The sequence below is a fragment of the Variovorax restrictus genome (assembly GCF_051216715.1).
Taxonomy (GTDB): Bacteria; Pseudomonadota; Gammaproteobacteria; order Burkholderiales; family Burkholderiaceae_C; genus Variovorax.
In genome coordinates this window covers 1,398,410-1,415,516 of the sequence record NZ_JBPJZH010000001.1, presented here as the reverse complement: position 1 = coordinate 1,415,516, position 17,107 = coordinate 1,398,410, and the positions used below count along the sequence as shown (strand labels likewise).

Genomic DNA, 17,107 nt, shown 5'->3' with positions numbered 1-17,107 from the left:
AAGGAGCACCGACATGTCTGTGAATTACGGCGCCAAGCGCATCGTCGTCGGCGCACATTACGGTCTGCGCGACTGGCTCAGCCAGCGCATCACCGGCGGCCTGATGGCCCTCTTCACCATCCTCGTGCTGGGGCAGCTGCTCTTCTCGCGCGGCCCCATCGGCTACGACACCTGGTCGGGCATCTTTTCTGCCCAATGGATGAAAGTGCTCACCTTCGTGGTGATCGCTTCGATCCTGTACCACGTATGGGTTGGCATGCGCGACGTCTGGATGGACTACGTCCAGCCGGTCGGCATCCGACTCGTTTGCCAAATTTTCACGATCGTCTGGCTTGTGGGCTGCGCGGGTTGGGCCATTCAAGTGCTCTGGAGACTCTGACAAGATGACTGCCTATACCAAAGACCAAATCACCAAGCGCAAGTTCGACGTCGTCATCGTCGGCGCTGGCGGCTCGGGCATGCGTGCCTCGCTGCAACTGGCGCGCGCCGGCCTCAACGTGGCCGTGCTCTCCAAGGTGTTCCCGACCCGTTCGCACACGGTCGCCGCACAAGGCGGCGTGGGTGCATCGCTCGGCAACATGAGCGAGGACAACTGGCACTACCACTTCTACGACACGATCAAGGGCTCCGACTGGCTCGGCGACCAGGACGCGATCGAATTCATGTGCCGTGAAGCACCCAAGGTGGTGTACGAGCTCGAACACTTCGGCATGCCCTTCGACCGCAATCCGGACGGCACGATCTACCAACGCCCGTTCGGCGGCCACACCGCCAACTACGGCGAAAAGCCGGTGCAGCGCGCCTGCGCCGCGGCCGACCGCACCGGCCACGCGATGCTGCACACGCTCTATCAGAAGAACGTCGAAGCCCGCACCCAGTTCTTCGTCGAATGGATGGCGCTGGACCTGATCCGAGACGACGAAGGCGATGTGGTCGGCGTGACCGCGCTCGAGATGGAAACCGGCGACCTGCACATCCTGCAGGCCAAAACGGTGCTGCTGGCCACCGGCGGTGCCGGCCGGATCTTCCAGGCCTCGACCAACGCCTTCATCAACACCGGTGACGGCCTGGGCATGGCGGCACGCGCCGGTATTCCGCTGCAGGACATGGAGTTCTGGCAGTTCCACCCGACCGGCGTGGCCGGCGCGGGCGTGCTGCTGACTGAAGGCTGCCGCGGCGAAGGCGCCATCCTGCTCAATAGCAACGGCGAACGCTTCATGGAGCGCTATGCGCCCACCATGAAGGACCTGGCACCACGCGACTTCGTGTCGCGCTCGATGGACCAGGAAATCAAGGAAGGTCGCGGCTGCGGTCCCAACAAGGACTACATCCACATGAAGCTCGACCACCTGGGCGCCGAGACGATCCACAAGCGCCTGCCGTCGGTCTACGAGATCGGCATCAATTTCGCGAACGTCGACGTCACGAAGGAACCGATCCCGGTGGTGCCGACCATCCACTACCAGATGGGCGGCATCCCGACCAACATCAACGGCCAGGTCGTCGTCCAGGACGCCGAGAACAAGAGCGTGGCGGTCAACGGTCTCTACGCGGTGGGCGAATGCTCCTGCGTGAGCGTGCACGGCGCGAACCGCCTGGGTACCAACTCGCTGCTCGACCTGCTGGTGTTCGGCCGCGCTGCGGGCAACCACATCGTCGAATTCAACGACAAGTTGAAAGAGCACAAGACGCTGCCGGCCAACGCCGCCGACCGTTCGCTCGCGCGCCTGAACCAGCTCGAAGCCTCGACCTCCGGCGAATACGCGCAGGACGTCGCCAACGAAATCCGCACCGTCATGCAGCAGCATGCGGCCGTGTTCCGCAAGCAGGCGTCGATGAACGAAGGCGTGGCCAAGATTGCCGCTGTTCGCGACCGCGTTAACGCGATTACGCTCAAGGACAAGTCGCGCGTGTTCAACACCGCCCGCATCGAAGCACTGGAAGTCGACAACCTGATCGAGGTGGCGCAGGCAACGATGGTTTCGGCGGCAGCGCGCACCGAATGCCGCGGCGCTCACACGGTCGAGGACTACGAGCGTCCTGCGGACGACCCGGTCGCGCCGCTGGGCCGCAACGACGCGGAGTGGATGAAGCACACCCTGTGGCACGCCGGCGACAACCAGCTGACTTACAAGCCGGTTCGCCTGCAGCCGCTGACCGTCGATTCGGTGCCGCCGAAGGTTCGTACCTTCTAACCACATCAAAAAAACATCAAAGGTCCACACGATGAAGCGCACATTCCAGATCTATCGCTACGACCCGGACAAGGACGCGAAGCCGTACATGCAGACGATCGAGGTCGAACTCGACGGTCACGAACGCATGCTGCTCGACGCCCTCATGAAGCTCAAGGCTCAGGACCCGACGCTGTCGTTCCGTCGCTCCTGCCGCGAAGGCGTCTGCGGTTCCGACGCGATGAACATCAACGGCAAGAACGGTCTGGCCTGCCTGACCAACATGCTGACGCTCAAGGGCACGATCGTGCTCAAGCCGCTGCCCGGCCTGCCGGTGATCCGCGACCTGATCGTCGACATGACGCAGTTCTTCAAGCAGTACAACTCGATCAAGCCGTACCTGCAGAACGACAACGTGCCGCCCGAGAAGGAACGCCTGCAGAGCCCCGAAGAGCGCGAAGAGCTCGACGGCCTCTACGAGTGCATCCTGTGCGCGAGCTGCTCGACGAGCTGCCCGAGCTTCTGGTGGAACCCGGACAAGTTCGTCGGCCCGGCCGGCCTGCTTCAGGCCTACCGCTTCATCGCCGACAGCCGCGACGAAGCCACTGCCGAGCGCCTGGACAACCTCGAAGACCCGTACCGCCTGTTCCGCTGCCACACGATCATGAACTGCGTGGACGTGTGTCCGAAGAACCTGAATCCGACCAAGGCGATCGGCAAGATCAAGGAACTGATGGTGCGTCGCGCCATCTGAACCGGGAAGAATCAGCTCCATGCACGCAGACGCCGACCTCGACCAGCCGCTGGACGTTCGCGCGCTCAGCAAGCTGAAATGGCGCACGCGTCGCGGCTTGCTGGAGAACGACCTGTTCATCGCACGCTTCTTCGAGCAGCACGAAAGCCGCTTGACCGTGCGCCAGGCCAAGGCGATGGAGACATTGATGGATCTGTCGGATCCCGATCTGCTCGACCTCCTTTTGCAGCGAAAGGAGCCCGAGCCCGCATGGGCCGGGGCGGACGTGGTCGATCTGCTGCGGCTGATGCGCGTCTGACGACGCGTCCTGTTCCAAGTCTTCTTCCCGAACATCAATCTCAAGAAAGAAAGTCGAAATGAAAGCCTCCGACACCAAAGCCACCCTGTCGTTCAGCAACGGCGGAGACAACGTCGATCTGCCGGTCTACAAGGGCACGATGGGCCCCGACGTGATCGACATCCGCAAACTGTACGCACAGACGGGCATGTTCACGTACGACCCGGGCTTCATGTCGACGGCGTCGTGCCAGTCGGCCATCACGTACATCGACGGCGACAAGGGTGAACTGCTCTATCGCGGCTATCCGATCGAGCAACTCGCCACCAACTGCGACTTTCTAGAGACCTGCCACCTGCTGCTGTACGGAGAACTGCCGGACGCCGGCAAGAAGCAGGACTTCACCAAGCTGGTGACCAACCACACGATGGTCAACGAGCAGATGCAGTTCTTCCTGCGTGGCTTCCGCCGCGACGCGCATCCGATGGCCATCATGACCGGCCTGGTCGGCGCCCTGTCGGCCTTCTATCACGACAGCACGGACATCAACGATCCGAAGCACCGCGAGATCGCAGCCATCCGCCTGATCGCGAAGATGCCCACGCTGGTGGCGATGGCGTACAAGTACACGGTGGGCCAACCGTACATGTACCCGCGCAACGACCTGAGCTACGCGGGCAACTTCCTGCACATGATGTTTGCCACGCCGTGCGAAGAGTACAAGGTGAGCCCGGTGCTCGAGCGCGCACTCGACCGCATCTTCATCCTGCACGCCGACCACGAGCAGAACGCCTCGACGTCGACCGTGCGCCTGTGCGGTTCCTCGGGCACCAACCCGTTCGCCGCCATCGCAGCCGGCGTGGCTTGCCTCTGGGGCCCATCGCACGGCGGAGCCAACGAAGCGGCGCTCAACATGCTCTACGACATTCAGAAGGCCGGTGGCGTCGACAAGATCGGCGAGTTCATCAAGCAGGTGAAGGACAAGAACTCCAACGTCAAGCTGATGGGCTTCGGCCACCGGGTGTACAAGAACTACGACCCGCGCGCCAAGCTCATGCAGGAAACCTGTAAGGAAGTGCTGAGCGAGCTGGGCCTTGAAAACGACCCACTGTTCAAGCTGGCCATGGCGCTCGAGAAGATCGCGCTGGAAGACGAGTACTTCGTGTCACGCAAGCTCTACCCGAACGTCGACTTCTACTCGGGCATCGTGCAGCGCGCCATCGGCATCCCGGTCCCGCTGTTCACCGCCGTGTTCGCCCTGGCCCGCACGTCTGGCTGGATCGCCCAGCTGAACGAGATGATCGGCGACCCGGAGTACAAGATCGGCCGCCCGCGCCAGCTGTTCGAAGGCTCGACCCCGCGCGACGTGAAGCCGATCGCTCAGCGTTGATCTCGCCTCGGAGGCCGGCCTGGCCTTCGCACTCGAAAGCTGCCTGCGGGCAGCTTTTTTGCGTCTTGGCTTACAGAAGCGTTGGGGCAGGTTCGATACCGTCGTCGACGGAGGGTGACTCCACGCTCGAATCCGTCAACAAACCGCTCTCAGGAGTTCTGTCATGAAAAAACTTACCGCAATGATCGCTGTCGTCTTCGCATTTGGCGTTCCGCTGGCTGGCTGCAACACCGTCAAGGGTGCCGGCCAGGACATCCAGAAGGGCGGCGACAAGCTCGAGGACGCGGCTAAGAAGCGCCAGTAATCGATCGTTTGTTTTGATCACAAAAAAGCGGGCCTCGAGCCCGCTTTTTTGTTGGTGGCGCGCTGGTGCCTCGCCCTCATCTCGGCCCGGCATCCAAGACATCTCGGATCACGATGGCACACAGCAGAACTCTCAGGGAGAATAAGGACCCCACCTCTCCCCACACGATGCCGTGACCGCGTCCGAACGGACCTTTGCCCGCCGAATCGACCTGACCTCGCTCCAGCTCTATGTGGCGGTGTGCGAGCTGGGCAGCATCGGACGTGCGGCAGAGCGGGAGTTCATCGCGGCGTCGGCCATCAGCAAGCGGCTGTCCGACCTCGAGGCCACGCTCGGCACGCCGCTGCTCTACCGCCACGCGCGCGGCGTCGACCTCACGCCGGCCGGCGAAAGCCTGCTGCACCACGCGCGCTCGGTGCTCTACAGCCTGGAGAAGATGCAGGGCGAACTGAGCGAATACGCCGACGGCGTGCGCGGCCACGTGCGGGTGCACGCGAACATCTCGGCCATCGTGCAGTTCCTGCCGGAGGATCTCGGCGCCTTTCGCCGCGACCATGAAGCCATCAAGATCGATCTCGAGGAGCATCTGAGCACCGAGGTGCTGCGCGCGGTGCACGAAGGCGCGGCCGACCTGGGCATCTGCCACGCGGGCGACGGCGGCAGCGATCTGCAGAGCCTGCCCTACCGGCACGACCGGCTCGTGCTCGTCGTGCCGGCCGTCCACGCATTGGCAGGCCGCAACGCGATCGCCTTCGCGGATTCGCTGGACTACGACCATGTCGGCCTGCACACGAACAGTTCGATCTATGTGGCCACGCGACAGGCTGCGCTGGAAGCGGGCCGCAGCATCAAGCTGCGCATCCACGTGACCGGCCTCGACGCCATGTGCCGGATGATCGAGAACGGCCTGGGCATCGGCGTGATGCCGGGCCACGCTTTCGAATTGATGCAAGGCGGCATCGGCCACCGGCTGGTCAGCATCGAGCTGACCGACACCTGGGCGCGGCGCGAGATCCGGCTCGTCGCGCGCGACTTCTCGACGCTGCCGGTGGCCGCGCGTGCGCTGGTGGCGCACCTGCAGACCTCCGGCGCCGCGTCCGAACAAGAAACGCTCGGGCTCGCCGCCTGAGCACGAACCCTCACCCTCCCCCACGAAAGAAGACAGTCATGGCACGCACGCTCTACGACAAGCTTTGGGACGAACACGTCGTCCACACCGAGGACGACGGCACCTCGATCCTGTATATCGACCGCCACCTGGTGCACGAAGTGACCAGCCCACAGGCCTTCGAGGGCCTGCGCGTGGCCGGCCGCAAGCTGTGGCGCATCAGCTCGGTGGTGGCCACGGCCGACCACAACACACCGACCACCCACTGGGAGCTCGGCTACGACGGCATCACCGACCCGATCAGCAAGGAACAGATCACCACGCTCGACAGCAACATCGCCGAGTTCGGTGCCGCCGCGTTCTACCCGTTCCTCAGCAAGCGCCAGGGCATCGTGCACGTGATCGGGCCGGAGTCGGGTGCCACGCTGCCGGGCATGACGGTGGTGTGCGGCGACTCGCACACCTCCACGCACGGCGCCTTCGGCGCGCTGGCGCACGGCATCGGCACCAGCGAGGTCGAGCACGTGATGGCCACGCAGACGCTGCTGGCCAAGAAGGCCAAGAACCTGCTGGTGAAGGTCGAGGGCAAGCTGCCGCTGGGCTGTACCGCCAAGGACATCGTGCTGGCGATCATCGGCCGCATCGGCACCGCTGGCGGCACAGGCTACACGATCGAGTTCGCCGGCTCCGCCATCCGTGACCTGAGCATGGAAGGCCGCATGACGGTGTGCAACATGGCGATCGAAGCCGGCGCGCGCGCAGGCCTCGTCGCGGTGGACGAGAAGACCATCGCCTATGTCAAGGGCCGCCCCCTGGCACCCACCGGCGTCGAATGGGACCACGCCGTGACCTACTGGAAGACGCTGCAGTCGGACCCCGGCGCGCACTTCGACCAGGTGGTGGAACTCGACGCGACGCAGATCCTGCCGCAGGTCACCTGGGGCACTTCGCCCGAAATGGTGATGGCGATCGACGGCCGCGTGCCCGACCCCGACAAGGAAAAGGACGCCAACAAGCGCGGCGCCATCGAGCGTGCCCTGGTCTACATGGATCTCGAGCCGAACAAACCGATGAACGACATCTTCATCGACAAGGTGTTCATCGGCTCGTGCACCAACTCCCGCATCGAGGACATGCGCGAAGCCGCGGCGGTCGTGAAGAAGCTCGGCCAGAAGGTCGCGAAGAACGTCAAGCTTGCGATGGTGGTGCCGGGCTCCGGCCTGGTGAAGGAACAGGCCGAGCGTGAAGGGCTCGACGTGATCTTCAAGGCGGCGGGCTTCGAGTGGCGCGAGCCGGGCTGCTCGATGTGCCTGGCCATGAACGCCGACCGGCTGGAGCCGGGCGAGCGCTGCGCCAGCACCAGCAACCGTAACTTCGAAGGCCGTCAAGGCGCCGGCGGCCGCACACATCTGGTGAGCCCGGCCATGGCCGCCGCCGCCGCGGTGCACGGCCATTTCGTCGACGTCCGCCAATTCGCCTGAGCCAGGAGACACACCATGCAGAAATTCACCGTGCACCAGGGCCTCGTGGCACCGATGGACCGCGAGAACGTCGACACCGACGCGATCATTCCCAAGCAGTTCCTGAAGTCGATCAAGAAGACCGGCTTCGGCCCTAACCTGTTCGACGAATGGCGCTACCTCGACCACGGCGAGCCGGGCCAGGACCCGGCCAGCCGCAAGCCGAACCCGGACTTCGTGCTGAACCAGCCGCGCTACGCGGGCGCTTCGGTGCTGCTGGCGCGCAAGAACTTCGGCTGCGGTTCGTCGCGCGAGCACGCGCCGTGGGCGCTCGACCAGTACGGCTTTCGCGCCATCATCGCGCCGAGCTACGCCGACATCTTCTTCAACAACAGCTTCAAGAACGGCCTGCTGCCGATCGTGTTGCCCGAGGCGCAGGTCGCCCAGCTGTTCGACGAGACCTTCGCCTTCCCGGGCTACACGCTCACGGTCGACCTGGAACGCCAGGTGGTCATCAAGCCGGACGGCACCGAACTCGCCTTCGACGTGCAGGCCTTTCGCAAGTACTGCCTCATCAACGGGCTGGACGATATCGGCCTCACGCTGCAGAAGAAGGACAAGATCAAGGCCTTCGAAACCGAACGACTCGCCACCAAGCCGTGGCTGGCCAAGGCTTCGCTCGTCTGAACGCCTACCGTTTCAACCTCAACCCCAATCAGCTCATGAAAATCGCAGTCCTCCCCGGTGATGGCATCGGCACCGAGATCGTCGCGGAAGCCATCCGTGTGCTCGACGCGCTCGAACTCCAATTCGAGATGGAAACCGCCCTGGTCGGCGGTGCCGCCTACGACGCGCACGGCCATCCGCTGCCCGAGGCCACGCTGAAGCTGGCCAAGGAGGCCGACGCGGTACTGTTCGGCGCCGTCGGCGACTGGAAGTACGACACGCTCGAACGCCAGTTCCGCCCCGAGCAGGCCATCCTCGGCCTGCGCAAGAACCTCGGCCTGTTCGCCAACTTCCGCCCGGCCATCTGCTACGAGGAGCTGGTCGCGGCATCGAGCCTGAAGCCCGAGCTGATCGCGGGCCTCGACATCCTGATCATTCGCGAGCTGACCGGCGACATCTACTTCGGCCAGCCGCGCGGCCGCCGCACCGCCATCGACGGCCACTTCCCCGGTGCCGAGGAAGCCTTCGACACGATGCGCTACTCGCGCCCCGAGGTCGAACGCATCGCCCGCGTCGCCTTCGAGGCCGCCCGCAAGCGCAGCAAGCGCGTGACCAGCGTCGACAAGGCCAACGTGCTCGAGACCTTCCAGTTCTGGAAGGACATCGTGACCGAGGTCGGCAAGGAGTATCCCGACGTCGAACTCGACCACATGTACGTGGACAACGCGGCCATGCAGCTGGTGAAGGCGCCGAAGAAGTTCGACGTGATCGTCACCGGCAACATGTTCGGCGACATCCTGTCGGACGAGGCGGCCATGCTGACCGGTTCCATCGGCATGCTGCCCTCGGCGTCGCTCAATGCGAGCAGCCAGGGCCTGTACGAGCCGAGCCATGGCAGCGCGCCCGACATTGCCGGCAAGGGGGTCGCCAACCCATTGGCTACAATCCTGTCCGCTGCCATGATGCTCCGCTTCTCCCTCCAACAACCCGAAGCTGCCGACCGAATCGAGTCGGCGGTCAAGTCGGTGCTCGCCGCCGGGCTGCGCACGGGGGACATCTGGTCGGAAGGCACGAAGCGCGTCGGCACCCGCGAGATGGGCGACGCGGTCGTAGCAGCCCTCTCCTCTTCCGTTATCAAAAAGACGAGCATTACCGGCTAACCGCAGCCCGCTTCGTCACGCCCCTCCCCGGCTCGACGAGCCGGGCGCCAAGAAAACCTGATCTCCTAGTTTTTTCTTCGAAGGGCATATTGAAATGGCGAACGCATCTCAACCTCTGGTCGGCCTCGTAGGCTGGCGCGGCATGGTCGGCTCGGTCCTGATGGACCGCATGCAGGCCGAAGGCGACTTCGGGCTCATCGAGCCGATATTCTTCTCGACCTCCAACGCCGGCGGCAAGGCCCCGGCGATGGCCAAGAACGAGACGACGCTGAAGGACGCGCACGACATCGACGCGCTCCGCAAGTGCGACATCGTGATCACCTGCCAGGGCGGCGACTACACCAGCGAAGTCTTCCCCAAGCTGCGCGCCGCCGGCTGGAATGGCCACTGGATCGACGCGGCCTCCACGCTGCGCATGAACGACGACGCGATCATCGTGCTCGACCCGGTCAACCTGCCCGTCATCCAGAACGCGCTCGCCAAGGGTGGCAAGAACTGGATCGGCGGAAATTGCACCGTGAGCTGCATGCTGATGGGCGTCGGCGCGCTCTACAAGGCCGGCCTGGTCGAGTGGATGACCAGCATGACCTACCAGGCCGCGTCCGGTGGTGGCGCGCAGCACATGCGCGAACTGCTGACGCAGTTCGGCACGCTCAACGCCGAAGTGCGTGCGCTGCTGGACGACCCGAAGTCCGCCATCCTGGAAATCGACCGCAAGGTGCTGCACAAGCAGCAGAACCTGTCGGCCAGCGAAACGGCGAACTTCGGTGCGCCGCTCGGCGGCTCGCTGATCCCCTGGATCGACAAGGACCTGGGCCTGGGCAAGAGCCAGGACGACGCCGAGTGGGGCATGTCCAAGGAAGAATGGAAGGGCGGCGCCGAAACCAACAAGATCCTCGGCCAGGGGCCGGGCTTCGATGTCGCCCCGGTGCCGGTGGACGGTTTCTGCGTGCGCATCGGCGCCATGCGCTGCCACAGCCAGGCGCTGACTTTCAAGCTGAAGAAGAACGTGCCGATGGCGGACATCGAGGCATTGATCGCCGCCGACAACGCGTGGGTCAAGGTCGTTCCCAACACCCGCGAAGCCACCGTCAAGGACCTGACGCCCGTCGCCGTCACCGGCACGATGAGCATCCCGGTCGGCCGGCTGCGCAAGCTGGCGATGGGGCCGGAGTATTTGGGCGCGTTCACCATCGGCGACCAATTGCTGTGGGGTGCGGCGGAGCCGCTGCGCCGCATGTTGCGCATCCTGCTGGACGCGTAAAACCGCACGCAAGCGCCCTGAAATGGGCGCTCGTTGCTCTGCTGCAACGGACAAAACATGCCGAAGTTGGCGCGCACTGGGGTGAACACGCCGGTCTCCTTGTCAGTGCAGAACGTTGGTGTTAACGTCCTCTTACACTTTGGGCCGCGGTGCCCCTCTTCCAGCATGACAAGACATCCGTTGCCTGCGGTCCGCGATTCAGCCATCCGTCCGAAACCGACGTCCGGGGGCCGGACGCGGCTGTCGTTGCTCAGTGCCGCCATTGCCCTGGGACTGGGGTCGGCGGTCATCGATGCCCATGCGCTGTCGCTGGGCCGCATGAATGTGCAGTCCGCCATCGGCGAACCCTTGCGCGCGGAAATCGAAATCGCGGAGATGAGCACCGCCGAGGCCGATGGCCTGCGCGTCAACATCGCCTCGCCGGACGCCTTTCGCGCTGCCGGCGTGCCCTACAACGCCGCGTTGTCCGACGTGCGCAGCGCGCTGCAACGCCGTGCCGACGGCCGTTATGTCGTCCGCTTGACGAGCAATCGCTCGGTGTCCGACCCCTTCATCGACCTGCTGCTCGAAGCCACCTGGAACACGGGTCGCATCGTCCGCGACTACACGGTGCTGCTCGACCCGCCGGCCAGCCGCACGGCGGCTGCCGCCGTCGCGCCGGCGCCCATATCGCCGCAGATCAGCATCGGCACCGGCCCGGCATCGATTGCACCACCGGCCATTCGTCGTGCGCCGCGGCCCGCCGTGGTCGCCCCGGCTACACCGGCCGAGGCGCCTGCGGTGCGGACCGTCGGCGGCAGCGCCGGCCAGCAGGTCACCGTACAGCCGGGCGACACCGCCAGCAAGATTGCCGGCGCTTACAAGCCAGCAGACGTGTCGCTCGACCAGATGCTGGTCGCCATGCTGCGCGCCAACCCCAACGCCTTCATCGGCGGCAACATGAACCGCATGAAGGCCGGCGCGGTCCTCGACCTGCCCGACGCATCGCAAGCCGCCGCCACGCCCGCTCCGGAAGCACGCCGCACGGTGATCGCGCAGAGCCGGGATTTCGGCGACTATCGCCGCCGCCTCGCCGACAACGCCCCGACGTCTGCCGTGGCCGCGGCCGATCGGCAAACGTCCGGCCGACTCGATGCGAACGTCGAGGACCGCAGCAAGGCCGCCGCCGCACCGGACAAACTGACCATCGCGCAGGCCCGTGCCGCCGACGACAAGCTCGCCCAGGCCCGACAGGCGCAGGAAAGCAATGCCCGCGTGGCCGAGCTGTCCAAGAACATCAGCGACCTGAACAAGCTGCAGTCGGCCGGTGCCACGGCAGCGGCGCCTGCAGGTGCGGCCCCGGTGGCGCCTCCAGCCGCCAGCGCGCCGATCGCGCCGGTCGCCGGGGCAGCACCGGCTAGTGCGTCACCCGCGGTCGCGGCACCAGCGGCGCCTGCAGCTTCCACGGCGGCAGCGCCGACCTTGGTCGCCCCGGCTGCCCTGACGCCTGCTCCCGCATCGGCATCGGCATCGGCACCGGCACCGGCACCGGCGGCAACAGCCTCGGCCGTGGCGGCCAAGCCTGCCGCCAAGCCCGCGGCGACCCCTCCACCGGAACCCAGCTTCCTCGACGACCTGCTCGACAACCCGCTGCTGCTCGGCGGTGGCGCGCTCGTCCTGCTGCTGCTCGGTTACCTCGGCTACAAGGCGGTCAAACGCCGCCGCGAGGACGCCGGCGACAGCGTCTTCCTGGAAAGCCGGCTGCCCAAGGATTCGTTCTTCGCCGCCAGCGGCGGCGAGTCGGTCGACACCAAGAACCGCTCGATCGTCTCGTCGCTCTCGTACTCGCCCAGCCAGCTCGACGCCGGCGATGTCGATCCGGTGGCGGAAGCTGACGTCTACCTCGCCTATGGGCGGGACCTCCAGGCCGAAGAAATCCTGCGCGAAGCGCTGCGCATCAACCCCGAGCGCATCGCCATCCACCTCAAGCTGCTCGAGATCCATGCCAAGCGGCGCGATCTGCGCGCCTACGAGGCGTTGGCATCGGACGTCCATAAGTTGACTGGCGGTCAGGGCACCGACTGGAACCGCGTCGTGGAGATGGGTAAGGAGCTCGATCCGGGTAACCCGCTGTACGAAGCCGGCGTCCGGCCGGTGGTTGTCGACAGCGCAGCACCCGCCGCCGTCATCGCCGCGACAGCCGCGGCGGTGGTGGCCGCCCCACCCGCAGCCCCCGTTGCCGCGCCACCACCGGCGTTCGTCCCCTCGGTGGCACCGCTCGATTTCGATCTCGACCTGAGCAAGCCCTCGCCCCTCGAGACGCCCAGCACGATGCCGGCACCCATCACCGAGCCGGCCCCGATCACCGAACCCGCTCCGGTCAGTGCTAGCCTGCCACCGTCCCCGGCGCCCGCGCCGGAGCGCTTCGCGGCGACATCGCGCGACACGCTGCGCGAGATGTCGCCGATGAGCCCTTCGGCGGACTTCGACACCGACTTCAACACAGCGCCCGCCGCGCTGGAAATGCCCGGCATGTCGAGGCCGATCGGCACAGACGAGCAGACCCAGCCAGCAACGCTTCGTGCCGGCCTGCCAGGCGACTCGGGCTTCATCGAGTTCGACATGAGCGCGCTCGCCGGCCTGAACCAGCGCGATTCCAACGACACCGAACCTGGCCGGCTCGAACCGCTGGACGAGGCCAACGACAACCCGCATGCGATCAAGCTGTCGCTGGCGCGCGAGCTGCAAGCCCTGGGCGACACCGAAGGCGCGCGTTCGCTGGTCGAAGAAGTCGAAGCCGAAAGCTCCGGCGACCTGAAGTCCCAGGCACGGCACCTGTTGGCGCAACTGGCTTGAGAGGGCTGGCACGACGCATGCGCCGGCGGCCCGTTCGACCCTCGTGAGGCTGGCCCTCGGCGTTCGCTACAACGGCCAGGCCTATCAGGGCTGGCAGAGCCAGCTGTCCGGGCAAACCGTGCAGGACAAGCTGGAGGCCGCCCTGGCCCGCTTTGCCGATCGCCCGATCTCCACGCTGTGTGCCGGCCGCACCGACGCCGGCGTGCACGGCCTGATGCAGGTTGTGCACTTCGACACCGAGATCGAACGCACGCCTTTCTCCTGGGTGCGCGGCACCAACCGCTACCTGCCCGCCGACATCGCGATCCAGTGGGCCCATCCGGTGCCCGACGCCTTCCACTGCCGGGCCAGCGCCGTGGCGCGGCGCTATCTCTACGTGCTCTCGCAATCGCCGGTACGACCGAGCCTCGACGCCGGTCGCGTCGGGTGGTCGATGCGATCGCTCGACGGCGCGGCCATGCGCAACGCGGCGGCACAGCTGATCGGCGAGCACGACTTCACCTCTTTCCGCGCCTCGGCCTGCCAGGCGAAGTCACCAATCAAGACGATGCGCCGCATCGCGATCACGCAAAAGGAAGTCTCGGTCGATGGCGAGCGCTGCCAGTGGCACTTCGAGTTCGAGGCCGATGCCTTCCTGCACCACATGATCCGCAACCTCATGGGCTGTCTGGTCCGCATCGGGCACGGCGACGAGCGGCCCGAGTGGATCGCTGAGGTGCTGGCCGCGCGCAGCCGCAAGGTGGCGGCGCCCACCTTCTCGCCGGCCGGCCTGTACTTCGTTGGCCCCTTGTACGACGCGGCCTGGGGGCTCCCTGCCGAGGCGACCCTGGGCGCGAGCGGCGCTGCGTATGATGGCCCGCCATGAGCGCGCCCGCCCCTCGACGAACCCGCATCAAGATCTGCGGCCTCACGCGTGAAGCCGACGTCGATACGGCGGTCGACACGGGCGCCGACGCCGTGGGCTTCGTGCTCTATCCGGCCAGCCCCAGGGCGGTCACCGCGCAGCGCGCGGCGGCGCTCGCATCGCGCCTGCCGCCCTTCGTCACGCCGGTGCTGCTGTTCGTGAACGAGGCGCCGACGCAGGTGATGGGCGCACTGGCCACCGTGCCGGGCGCCATGGCCCAGTTCCACGGCGACGAGACCCCCGCGCAATGCCAGACAGCCAGCGGCCACGGGGCGTACCGGTACATGCGCGCAGCCCGCATTCCACTTGGCGCGGCGGGGGCACACTTCGACCTCGTAAAATACGCTTCCGATTTCTCCCACGCCCAGGCCATCCTGCTCGACGCGCATGTCGACGGGTTCGGCGGTGGCGGCAAGGCATTCGATTGGTCACTTCTTCCAACCGCCGTCGACGCTCACCTCGTCTTGAGTGGTGGACTCACACCTGCAAACGTGGCCGATGGCATTCGCCAGCTCCGGCCGCGATGCCGGTCGCTGGCCGTTGACGTGAGTTCCGGCGTCGAAGCCTCCAAGGGCATTAAGGACGCCGGAAAGATCCGCGATTTCATTGCTGCCGTGCGCGCAGCCGACCTCGCCCCCCTTTGACCGGCCGCACCGTCTCTTTGTCGACGGGCGCGGCCCCATCGATCGAGAAACCCATGAGCTATCAACAACCCGACGCCGCCGGCCACTTCGGCCCCTACGGCGGCACCTTCGCGAGCGAGACGCTCACACATGCCATCGCCGAATTGCGCGAGGCGTATGCCAAGTTCAAGGACGACCCGGCCTTCCTGGCTGAGTTCCACTACGAGCTCAAGCACTTCGTCGGCCGGCCCTCGCCGGTCTACCATGCGGCGCGCACCAGTCGCGAAATGGGCGGCGCGCAGATCTACCTCAAGCGTGAGGACCTGAACCACACCGGCGCCCACAAGATCAACAACGTGATCGGCCAGGCCATGCTCGCCAAGCGCATGGGCAAGCCCCGCGTGATCGCGGAGACCGGTGCGGGCCAGCACGGCGTGGCGACCGCCACCATCTGCGCCCGCTACGGCCTCGAATGCGTGGTCTACATGGGCAGCATGGACGTGCAGCGCCAGAGCCCCAACGTTTACCGGATGAACCTGCTGGGCGCTACCGTGGTGCCGGTCGAATCGGGCAGCAAGACGCTCAAGGACGCACTCAACGAGGCGATGCGCGACTGGGTCACCAACGTCGAGAACACCTTCTACATCATCGGCACCGTCGCCGGCCCGCACCCCTACCCGATGATGGTGCGCGACTTCCAGAGCGTGATTGGCACCGAATGCATCGACCAGATGCCCACCATGCTGGCCGACAACGGCATCGCGAACCGGCAGCCCGACGTGGTCGTCGCCTGCGTCGGCGGTGGCAGCAACGCCATGGGCATCTTCCATCCGTACATCCCCTTCGAGGGCACCCGCCTGATCGGCGTCGAAGCAGCCGGCGAAGGCCTCGACAGCGGCAAGCACTCGGCGTCCATCCTGCGCGGCAGCCCCGGCGTGCTGCACGGCAACCGCACCTACCTGCTGCAGTCGGAAGACGGCCAGGTGACCGAGACGCACAGCATCAGCGCCGGCCTGGACTACCCCGGCGTCGGCCCGGAGCACGCCCATCTGGCGGACATCGGCCGCGCCGAGTACGTCGGCATCACCGACACCGAGGCGCTGGACGCCTTCCATTACCTGTGCCGCACCGAAGGCATCATCCCGGCGCTGGAATCGAGCCATGCGGTGGCCTATGCGATGAAGCTGGCCAAGACGATGCGGCCGGACCAATCCATCCTGGTGAACCTCTCCGGACGCGGCGACAAGGACATCGGCACGGTGGCCGATCTCTCGGGCGTCGACTTCTACGACCGGCCGTCGATGCGCGGCCTGAGCGTGAAGGGAGGCAAGGCATGAGCCGCATTGCTGCCGCCTTCGAGGCGCTTCAAAAGGATGGCCGCAAGGCACTCATTCCCTACGTGACCGCCGGCTTCCCCTACGCCGACATCACGCCCGACCTGATGCATGGCATGGTGGCCGCGGGCGCCGACGTGATCGAGCTCGGCGTGCCCTTCTCCGACCCGATGGCCGACGGCCCGGTGATCCAGAAGGCCGGCGAAGCGGCGCTGGCCCTGGGCGTCGGCACCAAGCAGGTGCTGGCGATGGTGGCCGCCTTCCGCCAGACCGACGACCGCACGCCGGTCGTGCTGATGGGCTACGCCAACCCGGTCGAGCGCTACGACGGCGTGCACGGCAAGGGCCGCTTCATCCGCGACGCGGCGGCCGCCGGGGTGGACGGCCTGCTGGTCGTCGACTACCCGCCCGAGGAATGCGAGGACTTCGCCGCCGACCTGCGCGCCGCCGGCATCGACCTGATCTTCCTGCTCGCACCGACGAGTACCGACGCACGCATGGCGCAGGTCGGCCGCATCGCGACCGGCTACGTCTACTACGTGTCGCTCAAGGGCGTGACCGGCGCCGGCCACCTCGACACCGAGGCGGTCGGCCGCATGATCCCGCGCATCCGCGAACACGTGCGCGTGCCGGTGGGCGTGGGCTTCGGCATCCGCGACGCGCGCACGGCGCAGGCGGTCGGCTCGGCCGCCGATGCGGTGGTCATCGGCACCAAGATCATCCAGCTGATCGACGGCCAGCCGCGCGACCGGGTGGTGCCGCTCGTCGCCGAATTCCTGGCCGAGATCCGCCAGGCGCTCGACGCGCTGCCGGCCGCCACCCCCAAGAACGCATTGGGTCGATAATCCGCGCTC

The 17,107-nt window shown here is 66.2% G+C and carries 16 protein-coding genes; all 16 read left to right on the top strand.

The annotated features are described in order from the left end of the window. Positions 1-13 precede the first annotated feature (13 nt). The 16 genes from sdhD to trpA all read left to right on the top strand — a co-directional run bounded on the left by sdhD (position 14) and on the right by trpA (position 17,098). Positions 14-379 (top strand): succinate dehydrogenase, hydrophobic membrane anchor protein, encoded by a 366-nt coding sequence (gene sdhD / locus ACSFA0_RS06585; protein WP_435449407.1) that lies wholly within the window; start codon positions 14-16, stop codon positions 377-379. A 4-nt stretch (positions 380-383) separates the two neighbouring features. Then, a complete protein-coding gene (gene sdhA, locus ACSFA0_RS06580) occupies positions 384-2,195 on the top strand; it encodes a succinate dehydrogenase flavoprotein subunit (protein WP_435449406.1) in 1,812 nt (603 codons plus the stop codon). Between the two features lie 31 nt (positions 2,196-2,226). Then, positions 2,227-2,928 (top strand): succinate dehydrogenase iron-sulfur subunit, encoded by a 702-nt coding sequence (locus tag ACSFA0_RS06575; protein ID WP_435449405.1) that lies wholly within the window; start codon positions 2,227-2,229, stop codon positions 2,926-2,928. Positions 2,929-2,947: 19 nt separating this feature from the next. Beyond that, positions 2,948-3,226: an FAD assembly factor SdhE gene (locus tag ACSFA0_RS06570; RefSeq protein WP_435449404.1), complete on the top strand. Its 279-nt coding sequence runs from the start codon at positions 2,948-2,950 to the stop codon at positions 3,224-3,226. Between the two features lie 58 nt (positions 3,227-3,284). Beyond that, a complete protein-coding gene (gltA, locus tag ACSFA0_RS06565) occupies positions 3,285-4,595 on the top strand; it encodes a citrate synthase (protein ID WP_435449403.1) in 1,311 nt (436 codons plus the stop codon). Between the two features lie 163 nt (positions 4,596-4,758). Beyond that, positions 4,759-4,899 (top strand): entericidin A/B family lipoprotein, encoded by a 141-nt coding sequence (locus tag ACSFA0_RS06560; protein WP_435449402.1) that lies wholly within the window; start codon positions 4,759-4,761, stop codon positions 4,897-4,899. 172 nt (positions 4,900-5,071) lie between these two features. After that, a complete protein-coding gene (locus tag ACSFA0_RS06555) occupies positions 5,072-6,028 on the top strand; it encodes a LysR substrate-binding domain-containing protein (RefSeq protein WP_435449401.1) in 957 nt (318 codons plus the stop codon). A gap of 38 nt (positions 6,029-6,066) precedes the next feature. Further along, positions 6,067-7,488 carry a 3-isopropylmalate dehydratase large subunit gene (gene leuC, locus ACSFA0_RS06550; protein ID WP_435449400.1) on the top strand — a complete coding sequence of 474 codons (1,422 nt, stop codon included), beginning with the start codon at positions 6,067-6,069 and terminating at the stop codon, positions 7,486-7,488. A gap of 15 nt (positions 7,489-7,503) precedes the next feature. Next, positions 7,504-8,154 (top strand): 3-isopropylmalate dehydratase small subunit, encoded by a 651-nt coding sequence (gene leuD, locus ACSFA0_RS06545; RefSeq protein WP_435449399.1) that lies wholly within the window; start codon positions 7,504-7,506, stop codon positions 8,152-8,154. A gap of 35 nt (positions 8,155-8,189) precedes the next feature. After that, positions 8,190-9,293, top strand: a complete 1,104-nt coding sequence (leuB, locus tag ACSFA0_RS06540) for a 3-isopropylmalate dehydrogenase (protein WP_435449398.1) — start codon at positions 8,190-8,192, stop codon at positions 9,291-9,293. Positions 9,294-9,387: 94 nt separating this feature from the next. Then, a complete protein-coding gene (gene asd, locus ACSFA0_RS06535) occupies positions 9,388-10,557 on the top strand; it encodes an aspartate-semialdehyde dehydrogenase (protein ID WP_435449397.1) in 1,170 nt (389 codons plus the stop codon). 246 nt (positions 10,558-10,803) lie between these two features. Next, positions 10,804-13,392 (top strand): FimV/HubP family polar landmark protein, encoded by a 2,589-nt coding sequence (locus ACSFA0_RS06530; RefSeq protein ID WP_435449396.1) that lies wholly within the window; start codon positions 10,804-10,806, stop codon positions 13,390-13,392. Positions 13,393-13,435: 43 nt separating this feature from the next. After that, positions 13,436-14,257 carry a tRNA pseudouridine(38-40) synthase TruA gene (gene truA, locus ACSFA0_RS06525; protein ID WP_435449395.1) on the top strand — a complete coding sequence of 274 codons (822 nt, stop codon included), beginning with the start codon at positions 13,436-13,438 and terminating at the stop codon, positions 14,255-14,257. Next, complete coding sequence (locus ACSFA0_RS06520; protein ID WP_435449394.1) at positions 14,254-14,940, top strand: phosphoribosylanthranilate isomerase; 687 nt, start codon at positions 14,254-14,256, stop codon at positions 14,938-14,940. Before truA ends, ACSFA0_RS06520 begins: the two co-directional genes overlap by 4 nt. Positions 14,941-14,993: 53 nt before the next feature. Further along, positions 14,994-16,256, top strand: coding sequence for a tryptophan synthase subunit beta (gene trpB, locus ACSFA0_RS06515; protein WP_435449393.1), 1,263 nt, complete (start codon positions 14,994-14,996; stop codon positions 16,254-16,256). Beyond that, complete coding sequence (gene trpA, locus ACSFA0_RS06510; RefSeq protein ID WP_435449392.1) at positions 16,253-17,098, top strand: tryptophan synthase subunit alpha; 846 nt, start codon at positions 16,253-16,255, stop codon at positions 17,096-17,098. The genes trpB and trpA overlap by 4 nt, the downstream gene beginning before the upstream one ends. The last annotated feature ends 9 nt before the right edge of the window (positions 17,099-17,107 follow it).

Coding starts and splice junctions, on each gene's coding strand:
- gltA (WP_435449403.1), top strand. CDS start 3,285: ATGAAAGCCTCCGACACCAAAGCCACCCTGTCGTTCAGCAACGGCGGA.
- ACSFA0_RS06520 (WP_435449394.1), top strand. CDS start 14,254: ATGAGCGCGCCCGCCCCTCGACGAACCCGCATCAAGATCTGCGGCCTC.
- sdhD (WP_435449407.1), top strand. CDS start 14: ATGTCTGTGAATTACGGCGCCAAGCGCATCGTCGTCGGCGCACATTAC.
- leuB (WP_435449398.1), top strand. CDS start 8,190: ATGAAAATCGCAGTCCTCCCCGGTGATGGCATCGGCACCGAGATCGTC.
- trpA (WP_435449392.1), top strand. CDS start 16,253: ATGAGCCGCATTGCTGCCGCCTTCGAGGCGCTTCAAAAGGATGGCCGC.
- leuD (WP_435449399.1), top strand. CDS start 7,504: ATGCAGAAATTCACCGTGCACCAGGGCCTCGTGGCACCGATGGACCGC.
- ACSFA0_RS06575 (WP_435449405.1), top strand. CDS start 2,227: ATGAAGCGCACATTCCAGATCTATCGCTACGACCCGGACAAGGACGCG.
- trpB (WP_435449393.1), top strand. CDS start 14,994: ATGAGCTATCAACAACCCGACGCCGCCGGCCACTTCGGCCCCTACGGC.
- ACSFA0_RS06570 (WP_435449404.1), top strand. CDS start 2,948: ATGCACGCAGACGCCGACCTCGACCAGCCGCTGGACGTTCGCGCGCTC.
- leuC (WP_435449400.1), top strand. CDS start 6,067: ATGGCACGCACGCTCTACGACAAGCTTTGGGACGAACACGTCGTCCAC.
- ACSFA0_RS06560 (WP_435449402.1), top strand. CDS start 4,759: ATGAAAAAACTTACCGCAATGATCGCTGTCGTCTTCGCATTTGGCGTT.
- asd (WP_435449397.1), top strand. CDS start 9,388: ATGGCGAACGCATCTCAACCTCTGGTCGGCCTCGTAGGCTGGCGCGGC.
- sdhA (WP_435449406.1), top strand. CDS start 384: ATGACTGCCTATACCAAAGACCAAATCACCAAGCGCAAGTTCGACGTC.